Source organism: Gemmatimonas sp. (assembly GCF_027531815.1).
Classification (GTDB): Bacteria; Gemmatimonadota; Gemmatimonadetes; order Gemmatimonadales; family Gemmatimonadaceae; genus Gemmatimonas.
This window is the reverse complement of record NZ_JAPZSK010000017.1, coordinates 216,920-236,586: the sequence shown is the minus strand read 5'-3', so window position 1 is coordinate 236,586 and position 19,667 is coordinate 216,920. Positions and strand designations below refer to the sequence as shown.

15 protein-coding genes are annotated in these 19,667 nt (G+C 68.5%); 6 read left to right on the top strand and 9 right to left on the bottom strand.

The window, feature by feature from the left end; genetic code table 11:
* Positions 1-23: 23 nt before the first annotated feature.
* Positions 24-1,418 (bottom strand): fatty acid desaturase, encoded by a 1,395-nt coding sequence (locus O9271_RS17905; protein WP_298272788.1) that lies wholly within the window; start codon positions 1,416-1,418, stop codon positions 24-26.
* Positions 1,419-1,558: 140 nt separating this feature from the next.
* On the opposite strand from O9271_RS17905, the gene O9271_RS17900 reads away from it, so the two are divergent.
* Positions 1,559-4,666, top strand: coding sequence for an AAA family ATPase (locus tag O9271_RS17900; protein ID WP_298272785.1), 3,108 nt, complete (start codon positions 1,559-1,561; stop codon positions 4,664-4,666).
* A 26-nt stretch (positions 4,667-4,692) separates the two neighbouring features.
* Here the strand turns inward: O9271_RS17900 and O9271_RS17895 are convergent, their stop codons facing one another.
* The 5 genes from O9271_RS17895 to O9271_RS17875 form a co-directional block, all read right to left on the bottom strand.
* Positions 4,693-5,670, bottom strand: coding sequence for a hypothetical protein (locus O9271_RS17895; RefSeq protein WP_298272781.1), 978 nt, complete (start codon positions 5,668-5,670; stop codon positions 4,693-4,695).
* Complete coding sequence (locus O9271_RS17890; protein ID WP_298272779.1) at positions 5,667-6,557, bottom strand: DUF6175 family protein; 891 nt, start codon at positions 6,555-6,557, stop codon at positions 5,667-5,669. Before O9271_RS17890 ends, O9271_RS17895 begins: the two co-directional genes overlap by 4 nt.
* Positions 6,558-6,637: 80 nt before the next feature.
* On the bottom strand, positions 6,638-7,036 hold the full coding sequence (locus O9271_RS17885; protein ID WP_298272776.1) for a hypothetical protein: 399 nt from the start codon (positions 7,034-7,036) through the stop codon (positions 6,638-6,640).
* Positions 7,037-7,122: 86 nt separating this feature from the next.
* Positions 7,123-8,016 carry a hypothetical protein gene (locus tag O9271_RS17880; protein WP_298272774.1) on the bottom strand — a complete coding sequence of 298 codons (894 nt, stop codon included), beginning with the start codon at positions 8,014-8,016 and terminating at the stop codon, positions 7,123-7,125.
* Positions 8,017-8,435: 419 nt separating this feature from the next.
* Positions 8,436-9,221: a GNAT family N-acetyltransferase gene (locus tag O9271_RS17875; RefSeq protein WP_298272771.1), complete on the bottom strand. Its 786-nt coding sequence runs from the start codon at positions 9,219-9,221 to the stop codon at positions 8,436-8,438.
* Between the two features lie 174 nt (positions 9,222-9,395).
* On the opposite strand from O9271_RS17875, the gene O9271_RS17870 reads away from it, so the two are divergent.
* A complete protein-coding gene (locus tag O9271_RS17870) occupies positions 9,396-9,869 on the top strand; it encodes a hypothetical protein (RefSeq protein WP_298272769.1) in 474 nt (157 codons plus the stop codon).
* Between the two features lie 120 nt (positions 9,870-9,989).
* A complete protein-coding gene (locus O9271_RS17865) occupies positions 9,990-11,654 on the top strand; it encodes a M20/M25/M40 family metallo-hydrolase (RefSeq protein WP_298272767.1) in 1,665 nt (554 codons plus the stop codon).
* 10 nt (positions 11,655-11,664) lie between these two features.
* On the opposite strand, the gene O9271_RS17860 is transcribed toward O9271_RS17865, so the two are convergent.
* The 3 genes from O9271_RS17860 to O9271_RS17850 form a co-directional block, all read right to left on the bottom strand.
* Positions 11,665-12,066: a type II toxin-antitoxin system VapC family toxin gene (locus O9271_RS17860; protein ID WP_298272763.1), complete on the bottom strand. Its 402-nt coding sequence runs from the start codon at positions 12,064-12,066 to the stop codon at positions 11,665-11,667.
* Positions 12,066-12,293, bottom strand: coding sequence for a type II toxin-antitoxin system Phd/YefM family antitoxin (locus O9271_RS17855; RefSeq protein ID WP_298272761.1), 228 nt, complete (start codon positions 12,291-12,293; stop codon positions 12,066-12,068). Before O9271_RS17855 ends, O9271_RS17860 begins: the two co-directional genes overlap by 1 nt.
* Positions 12,294-12,419: 126 nt before the next feature.
* Positions 12,420-13,742 (bottom strand): universal stress protein, encoded by a 1,323-nt coding sequence (locus O9271_RS17850; protein WP_298272758.1) that lies wholly within the window; start codon positions 13,740-13,742, stop codon positions 12,420-12,422.
* A gap of 615 nt (positions 13,743-14,357) precedes the next feature.
* Here O9271_RS17850 and O9271_RS17845 point away from each other — a divergent pair.
* Genes O9271_RS17845 through O9271_RS17835 form a run of 3 tightly spaced genes read left to right on the top strand, consistent with a single transcriptional unit; the run spans position 14,358 to position 19,551 of the window.
* Positions 14,358-17,612, top strand: coding sequence for a pre-peptidase C-terminal domain-containing protein (locus O9271_RS17845; RefSeq protein WP_298272755.1), 3,255 nt, complete (start codon positions 14,358-14,360; stop codon positions 17,610-17,612).
* On the top strand, positions 17,609-18,724 hold the full coding sequence (locus O9271_RS17840) for a cohesin domain-containing protein (RefSeq protein WP_298272753.1): 1,116 nt from the start codon (positions 17,609-17,611) through the stop codon (positions 18,722-18,724). The genes O9271_RS17845 and O9271_RS17840 overlap by 4 nt, the downstream gene beginning before the upstream one ends.
* On the top strand, positions 18,724-19,551 hold the full coding sequence (locus O9271_RS17835; RefSeq protein ID WP_298272750.1) for a hypothetical protein: 828 nt from the start codon (positions 18,724-18,726) through the stop codon (positions 19,549-19,551). The genes O9271_RS17840 and O9271_RS17835 overlap by 1 nt, the downstream gene beginning before the upstream one ends.
* The last annotated feature ends 116 nt before the right edge of the window (positions 19,552-19,667 follow it).

Genomic DNA, 19,667 nt, shown 5'->3' with positions numbered 1-19,667 from the left:
CGCCGCGGGTTAGCAATCGCGCGTCATATCGCCACCGACACCGGTACGAAGTCGGTCTTCTCACGCACCCCGCAATCCGGACAGGGCCAGTCCCCGGGAAGGTCGGCCCACGGCGTACCGGCCGGGTACCCTTCGCGCGGGGCGCCGCGCCGGGGCGCATAGGTATATCCGCACCCCGGGCAGCTGTACGCGTCGGCTGCAAACGTAGCGGGCGCCGTGTTTCCATCGTGCTGCGGCCCGCTACTGCTGTGTATGGCTGTCGAATGGGAAGGTGCCGGGTAGCGCGCCAGCAGTCGCGCCTGCGCGTGTGGCGCCACGTTGGCGAGGCGCACGTCACCGCCGTAATGCGCGAGCACCCGCGGATTTACAACGCGATACCACAGCGGCGGAACCAGCGCCAGCAGAATCATGCCGGCGTAGCCCGTGGGAAGCACCGGCGCTTCCGCGTGATCACGCAGCGCCTGATACCGCCGCGTGGGATGCGCATGGTGGTCGCTGTGCCGCTGCAGGTGATACAGCAGCACGTTGGTGGTGAGGTGGTTGGAGTTCCACGAGTGACGCGGCGCCACATGCTCGTAGCGCTCGCGTCCCGGTGCGCCCACGCGCTGGCGCAGCAGCCCATAGTGCTCGAGGTAGTTGACCGCTTCGAGCAGCGTGAAGCCAATCACGCCCTGCAGCACGAGATACGGCAGGATCTCGACGCCCAGCCAGAGCACCATGACCGTCCAGAGCACGGCGGACAACAGCCACGCGTTCAGCACATTGTTTCCCGGCCGAAACGGGTGCTGGCCAATGCGCGCGTACCGTCGCGCTTCGAGCTGCCACGCGCTGCGCAGCGAACCCACCACGGTGCGTGGCCAGAACCGATAGAACGATTCGCCCAGTCGGCTGCTGGCCGGGTCGTCCGGCGTCGCGACGCGCACGTGGTGGCCGCGATTGTGTTCGATGTAGAAATGGCCGTACCAGCTTTGCGCGAGCGCGATCTTGGACAGCCAGCGCTCGACACTCTCCTTCTTGTGTCCGAGTTCGTGCGCGGTGTTGATCCCGAGTCCGCCAATGAAGCCCACCGTGGCGGAGAGGCCGATGCACTCCGCGACGGAGAGGTCACCGCGGGCGATGACGTAAAAGGCGGCCACGAACCCGGCGTACTGCAGCGGCAGAAAGAGATACGTGACCCACCGGTAGTACCGATCGGCCTCCAGCGCGGCGGTCAGCTCCGCGGGTGGGTTGGCACGGTCGACGCCCGTGATGACATCGAGCAGCGGGACCACACCCAGCGTGACGATGGGGCCAAGCCAGAGCCAGAGGCCGGCACCGCTCGCCGCATGGAGCCCCAACGCCAGCCACGGCAGAAGTGGCATGGTGAGCGCGATGGCCCAGAGGTACCGTTTGGGATCCTGCCAGATCGCCGGTGTCATTGCGTCAAACATACCGCAGTGCAAAGTCACCGCTACCACCCTGCTCCCGCAGATACGCGAGCTCGAGACGCTGGCGAGACGCCGTCTTGCCAACGTCTCGTCGTTCTCACTCGGTTTCATTCTCCCGTCTCGCGGAGTCCATGACACGCAGTCCCGTCGTCCAGCCGCACGATCCCGCGCCAACCGTGACCGACCCCGGTGCGGTCTTCATGTTGCACACGCTCGGGCGTCTGGAGCTGCTCGACCTTACCCTCCCCGAGACGCCGGCGGTCCTGCAGCGCGGAAAGCCACTCGCGCTGCTGGCGTACTGCGCTGCCGAGCGTCGCCGGGCCCACTCCCGGGACACGCTCTGCGCCCTGCTTTGGGCCGACGCAGTGCCGGAACGCAGTCGGCACAACGTGCGGCAGGCACTGTGGCGCCTGCGGCGGGTGCTCGGGGAAACGCTCAGCACGCGCGACGATGCCGTGACAGGTGTGGGCCCGGCGCTGCAGCTCGATCGCGAACAGTTCCTCCACGCGGTGGCGCGTGAAGACGTCACGGCAGCGCTGTCGTTGTATCACGGACCCTTCCTCGCCGACCTCGCCTTGCCTGGCGGCGACGAGTTCGAAGCGTGGGCCGCGGCCGAGCGGGGGCGCCTCGAGGACGCGCTGGTACGTCTGGTCGAGACCGTCCTGCGCCGCGAGCCGCCGCGCCTCAAGCCGGCCGACCGCCGCACGACGCTTGCCGCGCTGTTGACGCGTGCGCCTGACTCGCTCGACGCCCGACGGCTGGCGGTGGAGGTGCACCTCGACCTTGGTGATCGCGTGGGGGCCCGTCGCGAGGCCGACAGTCTCGCGGCACTGGCGGCGCGACTGGATCTGCCGCTGTCGCCCGCGATGCAGGCGAGCATTGGCCGGGCGCGCAGTGCTGACCCGGAGCCTTCGGAGCAGCGCCCGACGCCGTTCACGCTGGAGCTGGTGGGGCGCGATGACGCGTTTGCGACCACCATGTCGGCCTGGGCCCGGGCCCGTCGTGGTGACACTGAACTGGTGATCCTCCAGGGTGTCGCCGGCGTGGGAAAGAGCCGACTGCTGCGCGCGATCGCCGACCGGTGCAGTGGCAAGCGTCCGCAGGTGCTCAGCGTGCGCGCGAATGCCGGCGAACTCGATGTCCCGTTCGCCTTCGCCGCACTCCTGGCCCGCGGGCTTTGCGGCCTGCGCGGTGCGGCTGGCATCAGCGCCGACAGCGCACGTGAGTTGGTGGCGCTCGATCCGGGGCTGGCGAGTCGATTCGCCGGTGTGTCGGGCTCACCCGAGGCAGGGGAACTCGTGCGGCGCCGCGCGCTCGCCGTACTCGACCTGCTGCAGGCGGTCGCAGAACAACAGCCATTGCTGCTCCTGCTCGACGACCTGCACTGGCTGGACAGTGCCTCACGGCAGCTGGTCACCATGGTGCTGGCGCGCATGTCGGGGCTGCCGTTGCTCGTGGTCGGCGCCATGCGCCCGGAACGGCCGCTCGTGGTCGAACACCCCGCGCTGCAGCGGATTGATCTCCCACCGCTCACCCATGACGCCACGCTCGACACGCTGGAGGCGTCCGGCACGTGGCCGAACACGGCAGACAGCGAACAGTTCGTAGGGGCGCTGGTGAACGCCTGCGAGGGCATTCCCCTCGAAGTCGTGGAGCGACTCACGCTGGCAATCGATGCGGGTCTGCTCGCCCTGTGCGACGGCCAATGGAGCTCGCGGGACTGGCGCGCGGCCACGCAGCTGGTCGCGGCGTCGGCGCCGCTTACCCGTCGGCTGCGCGCGTGCACAGCGGACGAACGTGCCCTCTTGCTCGTTCTGGCGGTCGCGGGGATGCCGCTTTCCGCCAACATCGTGGTGGCGCGCCCCGAGGATGCCGCCACCTTGCGTACCCTCGAAGCCAAAGGGTTCGTGCGCCGCGAGCACGCACGCTGGCAACCGGTACACGATGTGGTGGTGGAGTCGCTGCTCGCCGACAGCGCGACAGCCGACGTGGCGGCGGCGCATCGTCAGCTCACCGAGGCGCTGGTGCGCACCCGCGCCCCGGAGCATCTGCCGATGGCCGTGCGCCACTTCTGCGCCGCCGGCGCCGACGACGAGGCGGGCAACCTGTTCGTTCAGGTGGTGGCACAGGCGCGTGCGCGCGGTGATCGGCGTCCGGCGACGCAGCTGCTCACGGACATCGTGGGTGCTGCGGTCTCCCCTGAACGTCAGCAGACAATCGTGCAGCGTGTTCGGTGGCATCAGCGCCAGCCCGGCGCCTTCGCACGCCTGTGGTTCGGCCTTTCGCTCGTCACCTCCGTGGCGGCGGCCACGTTCGCCTGGGCCTCGGCCCGAAAGCCATCGCTGAACCTGTCGCAGGCCGCCCTCGTGGCGCATGGGGCGCCGCTCTTCGGAACCCGTGCCCTGCGGCTGGTGCCCTCCATCGTGGTGCGCGTCGGGAACGGTCGCACCGCCGACACCGGCGCGCGCGTCGTCCAGGTGCGACCGCTCGATTCCGACGTGACCATCCTCGCCGGTGATCGGGTGACGGCAGAGCGTGGGCTCGCCCGCTTCGGTGGGCTGCGACTGGCGAGCAGCGATTCGGTCATCCGGTTGCGATTCGAGAGCCCGGGCTATCGCCCCGTGGATGCCGAGGTGCGCGTGAATACCGGCGGCGGTCCCGCTCCCGGCGATGACGGCATTCACCTCGTCGAAGGTCGCTTCACCGTCGGTGGGATACGTCAGACGGTACGTGGTCCCGATGCGCTCCTGCGTGTGCCGGCCGACAGCCTGCTCAACGGGGTCGTGCAGATGCAATACTCGTCGTCGCATGCGGCCGCCTCCGTGTGGGCATCCGTAACACCCACGTGGGGGAAGGCCGATGAGGAAGGGCGCGAACTACTGCCGCTTACCACCCCCGTGCGCTGGGACGTGGTGGACCTGCCGGTGACGCTCAAGGCCCCTAGCAGGCCCGGGCATCACTGGATCCTGTTCACCGTCGCGGCCGAGCCATCGGGTGGCTATGCCCTATCGGCAACCAACTGGACGATGAACCGGCCACTCTGGCACGACGGCAACGACCTCGCGCACCTCCCCGACGCGGTGATCCGGCAGGCGAATCACCGCGGCACGGCTGCGGTCATGACGGCCTATCCCATGAAGCACCGTCAAAACCGCCCCGAATGCCGCGTGGCCTCCGCCTCCGTCATGCACTGTCCCGCGCGACAGGCGCTCTTCGGCATCGAGGTGGTGGTGTATTAGGGTGCGAAATCGACGGGGGACCGTCATCAGCGGCGCGCGGGCGCGAGCAGCGCCGCTGCGATGTCTCCGAGCACGATCAGCCGCTGTCGCTCGAGGCTCGTCGTGGCTTGGAGCAGCGCATTGCGATACGCCCACTCACGCTGCAGGGCCGCGGCCCGGGCGGCGGCGGCGCGCGCATCGCGTGCCACTGCCTCCGTACGAATGGTCTCGATGAGCGCGCGAATACGCGGCATGCAGGGGCTCAGCGGGTCCACGTACCGCAGCGCCTGCAGCGTCTCATCGAAACGGCCGGCTGCGTGCAGGGTGGTGGCTTCCTGGAGTGCACGGCCGCACTGCCAGGCACTGCGCGCCTGGTAGACCGCCATGGCGCTCGCCTGCGCACGCGCGCGACAGGTGGGCGCCGCTGCGGGCACCGACATGAGCAACGCGATGGCCTCGTCGAAGTCCCGCGCCTGCTGACGCTCCGTCGCCGAGGCGAGGAGTTCGCTGCACGAGCGTTCAATAGTGCGTTCGGCGTCGCGGGCCAGCTGCAGCATGGCCGAAGCGATGAGCTCGGGCTCACTCGTGAGTGACTGTACCGCACTTGCCGAGGCGGAGCCGGCGTCGCGCCCGGTTCCGAAGCGGGTGAGCCGGACACTTCCCGCCATGCCGTTCGCAGAGGCGAGGTGCACGGTGAACAGCAGCGACACCTCACTCCGTACCACCCGACGCATCCCGGCATCGGACTGCCCGGCGCTCCGACTGCTCACCCGTACGGTGAGCGCCAGCGGCGATCGCGAGATCGCGGCCATGCCGGCATCTGATATCGCTCCAGTAATGGCATCACCCAGCCAAGCGAGCGTACCAGCGGTGTGTTCGTCGCCCTCGATCGGTCGCAGCATCACGGCGATCGGCAGCGGAGCGGGAGACGCGGACTGCGCCCGCGCCTCGGCGGTGTAATTGACCAGCAACCCCATGCCGGCGGCGAGCAGACAACGGTAACGAACAGAAAGGAAGTGGCTCATGGTCCCGTAATCACGAGATAGAGCGTGGCACCCTTCACATCGCGCGTGACGGCATAGCCGAGCGTTCGCAGATACGTCGCGAGCTGGGAGCCGAATTGGCTCGTGGCGTACGATCGTCCGGTGCGGTCGTCGCGCAGCGGTAGGCGTACGTCGTCGAAGACCATGCGCATCGCGGTCGTGCCCTGCAGGTGGGCGGCGTTGCGGAAGGCATGGTCGGTCATCCATTGCTCAAGCAGCTCGCCGAGCGTGATTTCCTGGCCTTTCGGCAGCGCGCTGAAGGACGAGCGCGCGCCCTGACGCAGGCTGATGTCCACCAGGATCGCCCGCCCTTCGTCGAGCATCGCCGTGAATTTGGCCTGCATGGTACCGAGCAGGTCGTCGGCACTCCCCTCCACCGCCCGTTGGACCAGTTGCTCCTCGCTGGCGCCATAGAATCGTCCGGAGCTGCCCACCTTGTTGGCGAGCGAAGTGCCTGTCGATGCTTCGTAGGCACCAAGGATCACGGTGCACCCGTTCCCTTGCGGCGACGTCGTGGTGCGCAGCTCCACCTCCACGTAGATATCGGCACCACTCATCTGGATCAGCTGGTCGCGCACGCCGGTCTGGCTTCCTTCGGTGAAGAGTCCGTTCTCGTCCGCCGCCTTGAGGCGCGCCACGAAGTCCACGGTGCTGAAGCCACGCCGGTCGAATGCTTCCTTCACTTTGGCAATCCCGATGCGGGTGAACACGTCGGCGTCGAGCATGGTGCGCAGGTCTTCGCCCTCCTTCACGCGCGGGATCACCATGATGCGAGGCTGCACGGCTGCTGGCCGTGCGGCCGCACCGACGGTCGCGGCCCCCTGCGCGTGCAACCGTGGCACCGCCGTGCCAATCAGCGAGAGCGCCATCGTGGTGGCACACGAGCCGAGGAGGCACACACGTGGCCTGCGGGGGAAGAGTGCCCGGAGACCTGACAGGATGCGCGTGCTCATGGCAGGCCGAATCGCCGGGCCAGCCCCTGACGCTCCAGCCATCGGCGAAGACCGGTGACGTCATAGCGGATGGCGTAGCGGCCAACGCCCCGCGAGTCGGCTGACGAGAGGAAGTCGCTGCCACCACTCATGCGAAGCTGCTGCAGTACGGCGGTGGGGCGTTGTCGCATGACATCGGGCTGCTCCAGCATTGGCAGCGTCTGCGTGCTTTGCGGAACCCCCACGAAGAGCAGCCGATCGAGCAGCGCCGTCATGGCCTCGGTACGCGTGAGTGCGCACTGCTCGCCCGCGAGCGCGAAAGAGGTCACGCCATCTCGTTCGACATCGGTCACCTGGACCGCAATGTCGGCCGTCGTGCACGTCGCCGGATCCGGCATGGGAGGGGTGGAGACCACGGGTCGGGAACACGCCGCGACATATGCGAGGCCGACGCCCCCGCTCAACACGAGCACAGGATGCGCCGCTGTCCGAGGGCGTCGCATCAGCGTGGCACGGCGATGACGGTCTTGCCGGCCGCCACCAGCGTGGCGACGTCGCGCGCCCCGGTCTTCATGGTGCCAATTGACAGTTCCTCACCGTCGAGGCTCACGATCTCCAGGGTGCCGATCTCCCGTTCGCGGCGCACGACCCGCGCACCGATCTTCACATCGCTCTGTTCGAGCACGGCGAGTACCATACGCGGACGCGCGCCCACATTCTTGCCCCCGTCGATCAGAAAGGTCCCGTGCGTGGAGTCGGCACTCAGGCGCTCCACCTGCGCAATGGTGAACCGAACGGGAAATGCGGTCTTGAAGAACTCCTCGAGGCCTGGTCGCAAGTTGGCCACCATCGCCGTCAGCGCGTCGTCGGGGGTATCGTGCACGGTGAGGACGGAACGGAGCATGCCGCCCAGCCCCTTCTTGCCGCCTGACCCGGCGTCGGAGTTGATCACGGCGGAGCTGCGCACTTCCTGCGTCGCCACGTCGATGAGGCGGATGGAAACGGTCATCGTACCCTGGTGATCTTTCCCGGAGTCCAGCCGGGTCTCCGTGAGCGCCACCTTGTCCACGTTGGCCGTAAGCACATAGAGCGCGCCCAGCGACTGCCCCTGCGCGGCAAGCGTTCGACTGTCAATGAAGTCCACACTCTTCTGCGTTTCGCGTTCAGTGGTCACGAGATCGGTTTGCGACCGGTCGAGCACCGAAATCCGGCCGAGCTTGCCCAGCGACGCGGTCAGGAGGCCCTCGAGAGCACGCGCCGCGTACGCATCGTTGTGGCGTTGCACGGTGGTGGTCACCGGCAGCACGGCGACCGGCGTGCGGGATTGTGCGTGGTGCGTGAGCGGCGCCCCGAGCATCAGCAGGGCAGCGGTCACGCGGAACAGGAAGGTCGGCATGGGGATCGTCTCCGGCGTGTAGGAAAGGGAGCGGTCCGCACCTCGTACGGACCACACAGCCGCGGGACGACCGTCCCGTCTCACCCCTGTCTCTCGCCCCGTGGGAATGCGGTCGCTGACCAGTCAGGTGATGATCAGCGCCTAGTGTGTGACCGTCCCCACGCGCAAGACGCCCGTGGGACGCAGCGCCCCACAACTCGGTGCCGAGACAGTCCGAGCAGGAGAGGTGGAGCGGCTCGAAGGCGAGCGGCGAGCGCTGGCCCGGGGCGGAGTGCCGCGAACCATGGGACATGCGCGCTCAGCGAACCCGCGCAACCGGCGGCAGTGTCTCGGCGACCGAGCGAATCCACCGGCGCCAGCACGGACCTCGTCACCCCGATGCGGGCGCGCCTCAAGCACGGGCGACGGGCCAGCCGGCATCACGCCAGCACGTACCACCGGTGGCCGGAGGGCGAGCGCTCGAATCCCATGCGCTCGTACACCGCCTGCCCCATGGGGGTGGAGTGCAGTCCCACCATGGGCTTGCCCAGCTCGAAAGCCGCGTTGGCCACCGCCACGGTGCACAGGGTGCCAAGCCCGCGCCGGGCGAAGCGCGGCCGCGTGCCCACCCAGTAGATGCCGCCCATGCCGCCCGTCAGCAGCACCATGGCCGTGGCCGCGGGTTCACCGTCCACGGTGGCCAGCGCAAATCGCGTCACCGGCGAAAACACGCGCCGCGGGTGGGCAAACAGGCTGTCCGCTTCCTCGCGGGGCATCCCTGTGGCCCCGAACGCATCGGCCACGATGGACTGAATGACGGGCAGATCCGGCGCCGCGGCGGTGATGCGCACCTCCACCCCCTCGGGTACCGCGGTATCAAGTGAACGCCGCGTGAGGAACATCCACGGGGACTGGCTGCTCGAACGCACGCCACGCTCCTGCAGATAGGCGGCGATGTCCGCATCGACATGATCGCGCACCCAGACCGTGAACCCGCGCCCGAGCGGCCGGAAAAACTCCTCGGCGCGCTCGATCACCAGCGCCGGATCGGTATCCGGATCGGTGCGTGCCACACAGTTGGAAAAGCCGATGGGGAACTCCGTGCCACCCGACACGAGCAGCACCCCATCTTCCTCCATGATCAGCGTACCATCCTGCCAGCGACCGAACTCACGGATGGCGTCCGTGAGATTGCGGTCAAATACGTCATTCCAGCGAGCGGGCATTGGGCGACATGAGTGAGGGGACGAGTGGCGCGAACGGAGGAATAGTGGTGAGGGCGTCCTGCGGAGTCCACTTCCCCTCGACGGGTTCGAAAGCCCCACGGGCAACCCTTCGTCCCTGGCCCCGTGACCAACGGTGTATCGTTGATCCTTTCCCTCCTCCACCGATCCCTCGCCATGCGCCTGCTCCTCACCACCATTCTGGCTGTTGCCGCTGCCATTCCCGCCACCGCCGCTTCGCTCGCGGCGCAGCCGGCGCCCATTGTGGGCACCTGGAACGTGGAGTGGGAAATGGGACGACAGATCATCAACGGCGAAGCCACCGCCATCACCGCCAAGGGGACCATGAAGGTCGAAGTCTCCGGCGACTCGCTGCTGGCCACGCTCACGGCAACCAGCCGCAGTGACAATCAGCCAATCACTCGGCCGCCGGTCACGATCGGGGGACGCGCCACGGCGTCAGGGGCAGTGTTCACCCAGATCTCCGAGGCCACGCTCAACATGAATGGCGAAGAGCGGAAGCAGCGGTCCATCGGCACGTGGACCCTGCAGGTGAACGGCACGCAACTGACCGGCTCCGTGAAGCGGGTGATCGAAGGGGTGGAGATGGACATGCCGACGGCCCCCGTGACGGGCTCGCGCGCGAAGTGAGTCCGGTCCGTGACCGGCGGCCTGGCCGTTATCGTGGCGCCGCGGCATCAGCGTATCGCCACGCGCGGGCGTAAACTCCGAGCCGGTACCATTCCCTCCCCGCCTTTGCCATACGGTCCCATGCTTCGACAGTCGCTGCTCATCGGCGCGCTCACCACGGCCGCCTATGCCACCACGGCGCTCGCCCAGGGCGGCCGTGGCGGGGCACCACAGGGTCCCACGCTGCCCCCCACCAACCCGCAGGCGCTGCCGGTGGATCGGGCGAATGCGCCCTACGTGCGCGCCACGCCGCCCACCAATTCGATGATTCAGCAGATCTTCGAGGAGGGGATGCAGCGCTCCGAGGTCATGAAGATCGCGCAGGTCCTGCTCGACTCCATCGGGCCGCGCCTCACGGGGTCCACCGACGCCGACCGCGCGCAGGCGTACATGGTGAACACCTTCACGAAGTGGGGCCTCCAGGCCCGCATCGAGAACTACGGCACCTGGAACAGCTGGAAGAACGGCGCCGCTTTTGCCGAACTGCGCTTCCCGCGCGTGCGAGGACTCGAAGTCACCGCCATGGGCTGGACGCCCGGCACGAAGGGCAAGTGGGTGGAGGGCGATGTGATCGTGATCCCGGAGCAGGTCACCACGCCGGAACAGTTCGCCGCGTGGGTGCCGTCTGCGCGCGGTAAGTTCGTGCTCCTCAACGCACCGCAGCTCTCCTGCCGCATGCCGTCGCAGTGGGCGGAGTTCGGCACCGTGGCGTCGCGCGACCGGCTGCGCCTCGAGCAGAACGCGCTGAGCGCCTCGTACAGTCAGCGGGTCTTGGCCGGCGGCGGGCCACGGGCCATTCAGGCCAGGCTCAAGGAGGCCGGGGTCCTTGGCGCCCTCACGACCAACTTTTCGCAGTTTCCGGGCATCAACAAGGTGTTCGGTTCGGCCTCCCAGGAAGTGCCCACCGTCGACGTGGGATGCGAGGACATGGGGCTGCTGTACCGCCTGGCGACTAACAATCAGGGGCCCAAAATCCGCCTCATGATCGACGCCGAGAAGGGGCCGGAGCGCCCGGTCGGCAATGTGATTGCCGAGCTGAAGGGCACCGCCCTGCCGAACGAGTACGTGGTGCTGTCGGGGCACTTCGATTCGTTCACCGGCGGCTCGGGTGCCACCGACAACGCCACCGGCTCGCTCACCATGATCGAGGCCATGCGCATCCTCACGACCGTGTATCCGAAGCCCAAGCGCACCATCGTGATCGGCCTCTGGAACTCGGAGGAGCAGGGACTCAACGGCTCGAAGGCGTACGCCGAGATGCACCCGGAGGTGCTCGCGGGCATGCAGATGCTCTTCAACCAGGACAACGGCACGGGACGCATTTCGTCGATCAGCCCCGGACCGTTCGTGCACGCGGGCGCGTTCCTGTCGCGCTACATGAGCGAGATGCCGGCGGAGATCACGCAGTGGGTACGTCTGGGCGGCAACACGCCGTTCGGCGGCCCCGGCGGCACCGATCACACGACGTTCGTCTGTCACAAGGCGCCGGGCATTGGTACGGGGGCGCTCAGCTGGGACTACAGCAACACCACGTGGCACACGAACCGTGACACGTACGACAAGATCGTGCCCGAAGACCTGCGCAACAACGCGACCCTGATCGCGATGCTCGCGTACATGGCGTCGGAAGATCCGCAGACGTTCCCGCGTGATCTGATCCCCCAGGGGACGGCGCAAGATGGTACCCCGCGCCCCTGGCCTACCTGCCCCGGACCCACGAAGAGCGCGGCGCAGTCGGCCCGGTAAAGCCGACGCTCTACCAGCACACCTCCACACCGAGAGTAGCAAAGGCGGCGTCGTTGGTCACCACGACGCCGCCCAGCGCAACTGCCTGCGCGCCGATCAGGCGGTCGAAGGGGTCGCGATGTGCACCGGCCAGCTGCCCGGCGCGTACGGCCGATGCCGCATCGACATCCAGCAGTCGAAAGCCGTCCGCTTCCACGAGATACGCGAAGTCGTTGAGCATGGCCGGCGGTACCGTGAGCTTGCCCAGGCGCACCTTGGTGGCAATCTCGAACGCGCTGGCGGCGCTCACGTACACCGGGCGCTGCGGCGCTTCCAACAGGAGGCGACGCGCCAACTGCGACAGGCGTGGGCTATCGGCGTGCCAGAAAATGAACGCGACGGTATCAAGCAGGAGCGGCCTGTCCGGTGCCATCAGAGCCCTGCGGCGTCGGCATCCTCGTCGGACATGGGCGCAAAGGCGTCGTCACTGAAGTGAATGACCTCCTTGAAGCGCCCCGGCGTTGGTACGGGCACGAACGGCCGCAGCTCGGCCATGGGGTGCCCGTTCACGCTGATCACATACCCCTCCCCCGACGCCGCAACCTCGCGCACCAGGGCGGCCAGCTTGGCTTTGGCTTCGGAAATGGGGATGGTTGCCATGATTGGTCAATTTACCTTGACCATATAAACAGGTCAACTCCAGGTGGCGCCAAGGTCCGTCCGCACACGACGCCGCCGGCCGCGCCACGAGGCATGTGAGGGGTGCTGATGGAGGCTCCGCCCCCCTCACGGCTCGAGCTGCAGCTCCGTCTCGCCCCCGACGTGCTTCACCAACAGCCGCCGCTCGCGGCCCGAGGCGTCGGACACCACCTCCACCTGCTCGCACCCCGGCACCTGATGGGAGAGGTGATTCCCGGGCTCCTCCGACGGGCCGAATGACATCGTGAGTATGCGCCCCGCGGCTTCGTAGCTCATCCCCGCGAGCGCCAGGTGATGGCCAAGGGCATGCGTCCCGATATCCCGCCGATGCACCGCGACCGTGCAGGCATGCCCACGATGGCGCTCGGTGAACGCGGCCAGTTGCGCGTCGAGCGCGTCCAGCGGAATCACCCGGGACAGGTCGGACGGTACGGGCGTCTGCGCCCGCGCGGCCGCGTGCGTGCGCGCCGTTGCCGGGACGCACAGCACCGAGCACGGGGCCGATCGCACCAGCACGGCGGCGACGCTGCCCAGCATCAGCCGACGCAGAAAGCCGTAGCCATGCGTTGCCGTGACGACCAGGTCGGCCGGGTGGCGCTGCAGATGCTCGATGAGACGCGCCGACGCGTTCCCCTCGAGCAGCGTCGTTTCGAAGGTCATCTCCCGCTGCGCCAACCGCTCGGTGAGGGCACGGAAGCTCGCCTGCACCTGCGTGCGGTACTCGTTGGCGAAATCCCCCAGCCCCGGGGCCTGCTCCGTCAGGTTCGGGGCCACATGCACCAGCTCCACCGTGGCGTCGGGTGCGCAGAGCGGGAGGGCCACGTACGCCGCGTAGACGCTGAACGCGCTGAAGTCGGTCGCGAGCACCACGCGACGGGGCAGTCGCTCGAGGCCGTGCTCCACGGCCAGCACCGGCGTCTCCCCGAGCTGCAACAGACGCAGCACCGACTCGCCGCCCATGGTACGCTCGAGCATGCCGTGGCGACCACGCCCCACCACGAGCACGCGCGCGTCGAGCTCCCGCGCCCGCTGGACGATCTCCCTCACGGGCTCGCCACTGCGTACCGTAACGGGCCACGCCGCGCGCTCGGCGCTGTCCGGCACCAGTCGCGCCAACTGCCCGCGGACCTGCGCCGTGCGTTGGGCAATGAGTTCGGCCGATGTCAGTCCCAGCGTGGGCATCGCGTCGAACGCATACATGGGAATGGAGGCGAGCGGTACGGCACTCATCACCTCGATGGATGTACCCGTGTGCGACGCCAGCAGCCGCGCCACCGGGAACGTGGCGTCGGAGGCGTCGGAGGCGTCACTGGCAATCAGTACCGGGCCGTGGGGTGGCTGTACCGGCGAGAGCGGCGCCAGGAACTCCATCGGCGCCTTTGGCGGGGAAGCGGTCTCAGTGGCGCGCATGCCTGATACTCCTGGGTAGAAGTCTCACGCAGCATGCGCACTTCGCCGCGGCGGTGCCATGCGGAATCCCCTCACCTGTCGTAGGGAGAACGGGCAATCGTGACGGGGTCATCCGCGTTCCGCGGGTGAACGCCCCATCAGGTTGCCTCGGTCGGTCCCGCCAGACTCCCTGCTGGCCGCCGCGAGCCCGGTAGCTCCTCCGTGCCCACCACGACGCGATCATCACCCAGGCGCAGGCCACGTTTGCCCATGCACTGCGCGCCCCGTCGTTCGGCAAGCGGTGGGTGGGCAGTGAGCGGCCCACACGATGGGAGCAGAAGGTGGCGTCCATTCAGTCGCTCAATGCCAACGTCGTGAGTGTGGAGCACGCAGCCTGCGTGGTGCGCCCCAGGAAGTCCATCACTGTCCGGGCACACGAGAACTCTCAGCTTGCTACGCGTAGCACGCGGACCGATATTGCGCGCACGCTCCTCCCGCGATTGCCGAAATGCTGTGTCATCTTGCGCGGGAGCCCCCCTCCTCCTGATGGCGTTTCCCATGCCCGCAAAGCGTAGTCCGACCGTGTGTCGGACGTTCACGCTGTTCCGGATGCCGCGCGCGGTCCACATCGCCCGCATGCCCGTCGCGCTCCTGCTTGCCGCAGCGCTGCTCGCGCCGGCCCAGGCGACCGCCCAGTCCACGAAAACGCTCACCGGTCGCCTGGCGTCGCTCGTGACCGATCCCCAGGACGAGCGCGACTCGAGCGTCACCGTGCACTTCCTGCTGCAGGACGACGGATCGAGTGTGCGCGTGGACATGAGTGCCATGGTCGCCTCGGTCTTCACGGACGAACGCAAGTTCCAGGGGCGACGACTGCGCGTGGAGGGCGTCGACGCGCGCGTACCGTCCGCCGCCGGCCCTGGACTCGAAGCGGCCGTGCGCGTCAGCCGGCTGGAACTGCTCGACGGGACCGCCGCGTCGCTGACGGTCCCGGTGGTGTCGCCCACGCAGAATGTCGCCGTCGTGCTCTGTCGCTTCTCCGATCGATCTGCCGTACCCGGCAGCGTCGCCGACGTCGAACGGTCGGTCGGCGCGGTCTTTCCGGGCGCGGAAGCGTACTGGAACGAGGTGTCGAACGGCACCATCCGGCTGGCCGGGACGCGGGTGTTCGGCTGGTATACGCTGGCGCGGTCCTTCGACTTCTACTACGGGGCCGACTGGGCCACGCGCTTCAGCAACGAGTTCGCGCGCGACATGGCGCTGCGCGACGAGTGCGCCGGAGTCGCCGACGCCGACGTGTTCTTTCCCGGCTTCGCCGGGATCGCCATGCATTTCAACCGGGGCATCTCCAGTTCGTATGCTTACCTGAGCCCGATCAACATGACGCGCGACGGGACGACGCGCGGCTATCGGACCTCCTACATGATGGACTGGTCCACCCGACAGGCGGGCACGTGGGCGCATGAGTTCGGTCATACCTTCGGCCTGCGCCACAGCGGCGCCAACGGACTGGCGTACGTGTCGCCGTACGACGTCATGAGCCGGTCGCGGGCGCGCACGCTCGCCGACGGGTGGTCATTCGGCACGCACACCTTTGCGTATCACAAGGACGTCCTCGGATTCGTGCCGAGCGCGCGCAAGTGGGTGCCGGGCTCGCCCGGTGGTACCACGTTCACCCTCGAACGCTCGGCGCTGCCATCGGCCAACGGGTTCCTGATGGCCCAGATTCCCAGTGCGCGGCCAGGCATTTTCTATGTGCTCGAGGCGCGCCGCCGCGCGGGCTTCTTCGAAGACGCCATTCCCCGCGAGGGCGTCGTCATTCATCAGGTCAATCCAACCGTCAGCGCGGGCGGATCCGCACCCGGCCCGGGGCAGCTGCAGTTTCCCGCCGGGACGACCGATCCCGAACTCGCCGCCTTCGCGCCAGGCACCACCTTTCGACCGGCCGGCGAGTCGTTCACGGTCACCATCAATGCGGCAACCAGCACCGGCTATCAGGTCTCATTCAATGGACCGGGCACCGTCACCACCTCGGCGGTGTCGGTGAGCGTTGCCAGCACCACGTCGCCCGGTTCCACGGGGGTGGGTACGGTGACGGCCGTGGGAACCCCTCTCAACTGCACCGTGTCCGACGGGGCACCCGGCGGCACGTGCGCGGCAACCTTGCCGAACTCGAACCCGTTGACGCTCGTCGCCACGCCGGCGCCCGGGACCACATTCGTGCAATGGACCGGCGCCTGTTCGGGACGCTCGAGCAGCTGCTCGCTGAACATGCAGCAGTCGCGCAGCGTCGGCGCAATCTTCGCGCGCCTGGTACCCTCCGGCACCAGCATCGCCAACGGGAGCGGCACGACCGGCTCGCGCTTTGTCCTCGCCGTGCAGGTGCCGGCAGGGGCAAGCCGTCTCGAGGTATCGCTGGCCAACGGGACCGGTGACCCTGACATCCTGGTCATCCGCGAGCAGATGCCAAGCGAAGCGCTGGTCGGGACCCCCGGCAGCTGCGTGTCGGTGAACGCCAGCACCTCCGAGTTGTGCAGCATTGCGAACCCGGCCAGCGGCACGTGGTTCATCGGCATTTTCGGTGCCTCGTCGTACAGCGGCGTCACGTTGCGCACCAATGTCGTGGGCGGCGCGAGTACCTTCGTGCAGCCGCTCAGCATTCAGGGGTGGGCCGATCTCCCGAGCAATGTCGGTGGCACGATCACGGCCAGCAGCGGCGGCATCAACTGCGCAGTGCAGAACCTGACGGCGAACGGCGCCTGTTCCACCGCCATCACGGCCGGCGCCACCGTGTCGCTGACCGCCACCGCCAACGCCGGGTCGGCGTTCGGTGGCTGGCTGAACGACAGCTGCGCGGGGACCGGTGCCTGCACCGTGACGGTACGCGAGCCCACGGTCGTGGTGCCGATCTTCTCGCGCAGTGTTCCCATCGCGACACCGCTCACGGCGCTGTCCGGTGGTGAAGATACCTATGCCTACTACGCCTTCACCGTCCCCGTTGGCCTCAGCCGGCTCGTGGTGCGGTCCTCCGGCGGTTCCGGGGATGCGGATCTGTTCGTCGGTCGTGGCACGGCACCGCGGGACTGGGGCGACACTACGGCGGTGTGCATGTCGATCGGCGACACGAATGACGAAAGCTGCATCATCGACACGCCCATCCCCGGCACCTACCACCTGCTCGTGGCCGGATTCAGCACCTACGCGGGAGTGAACATCGCGTTCCTGACCGAGAGCGCGACGCCCGGTGGTACGCCAACCGCCAGTTTCTCACCCGATTCGCTGGCGCTGCTGGCCGGGGGGCGTGGATCGCTCGACCTTCGCGTCGACCTGACGGCACTTGGGAGTTCGGTACGACTCGGGGCGTATGCCGCCACCATCCAGTTCGATCCGGCCATCCTCGCCGTCGACTCGGTGCGCGCGGTGCCAACCGGATTCAATACCCCGACGGTCAGCACTCCCCAGGCGGGCCAGATTCGCCTCGCCGCCGTCAACGTGACCGGCGCGACCGGGGTCGTCCCGCTCGCCCGGTTCTTCGTCCGGTTGCTGGGAACCACCCCGCAACGGGCGCTGCTCTTCCCCACCTTCACGGAACTCGTGTCGACGACGCTCGCGAATCTGGCGCCGGCGCTGGTGACCCGACCGGGCGGGATCGTGCCGGGCACGCCGCCCGTGTTGCGCGGGGATGTCAATGAAGATGGCCGCGTGTCGGCACTCGACGCGCAGGCCGTCCTGGCCAGCCTCGTGGGGCTCACCATTCCGTCCACCTTCAAGCCAATGCCCAACGGGGACGCCAATTGCAGCGGCTCCCTGCAGGCCCTCGATGCCCAGCTCATCCTGAGCTTCGCGGTCGGCCTTCCAACCGCTCCCGCCTGCGTGGGGACTCGCCAGTGATCCGGTCCGACCGTTCGCTGCGCCGCCGGCTGGCGTGCCGCGTGGCCCTCTCGGTACTTCCCGTGCTGGCAGCGTGCGGCGGGGGCGGCGGCACCGCCGCCCCCGCCGCACCGCCAGGACCACCGCCGCCCCCGGTGCCCACCAGCATTCAGCGGGTCAGCGCGGATCCTGCTCCGGTGGCCGCCGGTGCCGTGCTCGGTGATTCCATGCGCGTTCGCGTGGTGGATGCCAACGGACGAGGAGTGGCGGGTGTCGCGGTGGTCTTCGCCATCTCAGGCGGCGGTGGCTCCGTCTCGCCGGCGATTGCCAGCAGCGCGTCCGATGGATCGGCGGCGACGCGCTGGGTCAGTGGACCAACCGCGGCCATCAATACGCTCGTGGTGTCGTCGGGGTCGCTCACGCCGGTGAGCTTCACGGCCACCACCACGGTGCCCATTGGACCGCCCGCCGTGGTCACCCTTGCCTCGCCACGCTTCGTGTTCCTCGATTCCGGGGCTACGACCACCCTCACCGGCACGGCCCGCGATGCGAATGGCGTCACCGTGCCCAACGCCGCCATTCAGTTCGCCGCCCGAAACACGAGCGTGATCGGCACCAGCGGCAATGTGCTCACGGGGCTCCGGCGGGGACAGTCAATCGTGACCGCTTCCGTTGGCAGCGCCACGCCGGACTCCGTGCTCGCCGTCGTCGTGGGCGCCAACGGTATCACCCTGCAGACCGATCTGACCCGCTTCGACATCCGTCCCGACGAAACCTTCACCGTGCCAATCCTCGTCGATCTGCGGACGTCGACGGAACGCGTCGGGTCGGCGGCAATTACGGTATCATTCGACCCGGCGCAGCTGACGTTCACAAGCCGGTCGGCGGGTTCCTCGGGGGTGAATGTCACGGTCAGCGACGCGCAGGCTGCCACCGGGCGCATCGCGATCACCTTCGCCGATGCAACCGGGTTCGGTGGCCGGGTCGAACTGTTGCGGCTCACCTTCCGCGCCAGTACGTCCATTGGTCGCACCGGTTCGCTGGTGTTGACAGCGACCGAGTTGAACAGCGCCACCTTCACCGATCTGACCGGCCGCCTCACGGCCCTCACCTATCCCCTGGTCATTCGCTGATGCCCGGAACCCGTTGCTCCCGCGTGGCCATGGGCGGCCTGGCGGCGACGCTGCTCGCGACCACCGCATGCATCGATCACTCGCTGGCCGCCGGCGGTAACCTGGCCCCGCAGCCTCGCCAGTCGGTGCTGCTCCTCGAAGGCAGCGACCTGTCCCCGGTGGCAGGGACCACCGTCACGATCCGCGGACGACTGCTCCGCGGCGCACAGGTCGCCCCCGTCGGTGCCTTCAGCGTGCGTCTGTCCTACGACACCGCCCTCCTTGCACTCGCTCCAACAGTCCAGGCGGGCGTCGACGCCAGTGGCTTTGGCATGCGGACCGCCGTGGCCTCCGCAACGGTGCCCGCTCCCGTCGCGCTGCTGTCGACCGCCGATCAGGCCGGCGCTGCCACCTTGGCGGGACGGCCGCTCACGCCCTCTCGTAAGGCCTTCCCCGCGCGAGCTGCCGCTCGCGTCGGCAACGATTCTCTCGCGCTCACGGTCGTTCGCGCCCGCGCCGCGCGGCAAGCCGCCACCGCCACCGCCACCGCCACTGCCACTGCCGCTATGCCCGCCGCCGCGAGCGCCGGCGGCTCCCCCGAGGCAGTACTGGTACCCGAAGGACTGCGCGCCGTACACCTGGTGCGCGCCGGGGAGGTTCGCGTGGCGAGTGTGGTGCCCGACGGACTGCAGGGCGAGGTACTCTTCGAGGTGCCGTTCGTCGTCAGGCGCCCCGGGGCGCTGGCCACCCTCACGCTCGTGCTCGACGATCTGGTGAGTGTGGCCTTCGAGGATCAGCGCGCGCTGACGCGCGTCGAGCGGGCGCCCGTGCGTCGGTCACCCCCGTGAGGCGGGCAGCACTCGCGTGCGCCCTTTTGGGCGTGCTGGGATGTGTGTCGGGGCGCTCGACGCCGAAGCGCTGGTGTGACGCCCCCGCCCCGCTCGTCCCCGGCGAGGTGTGGACG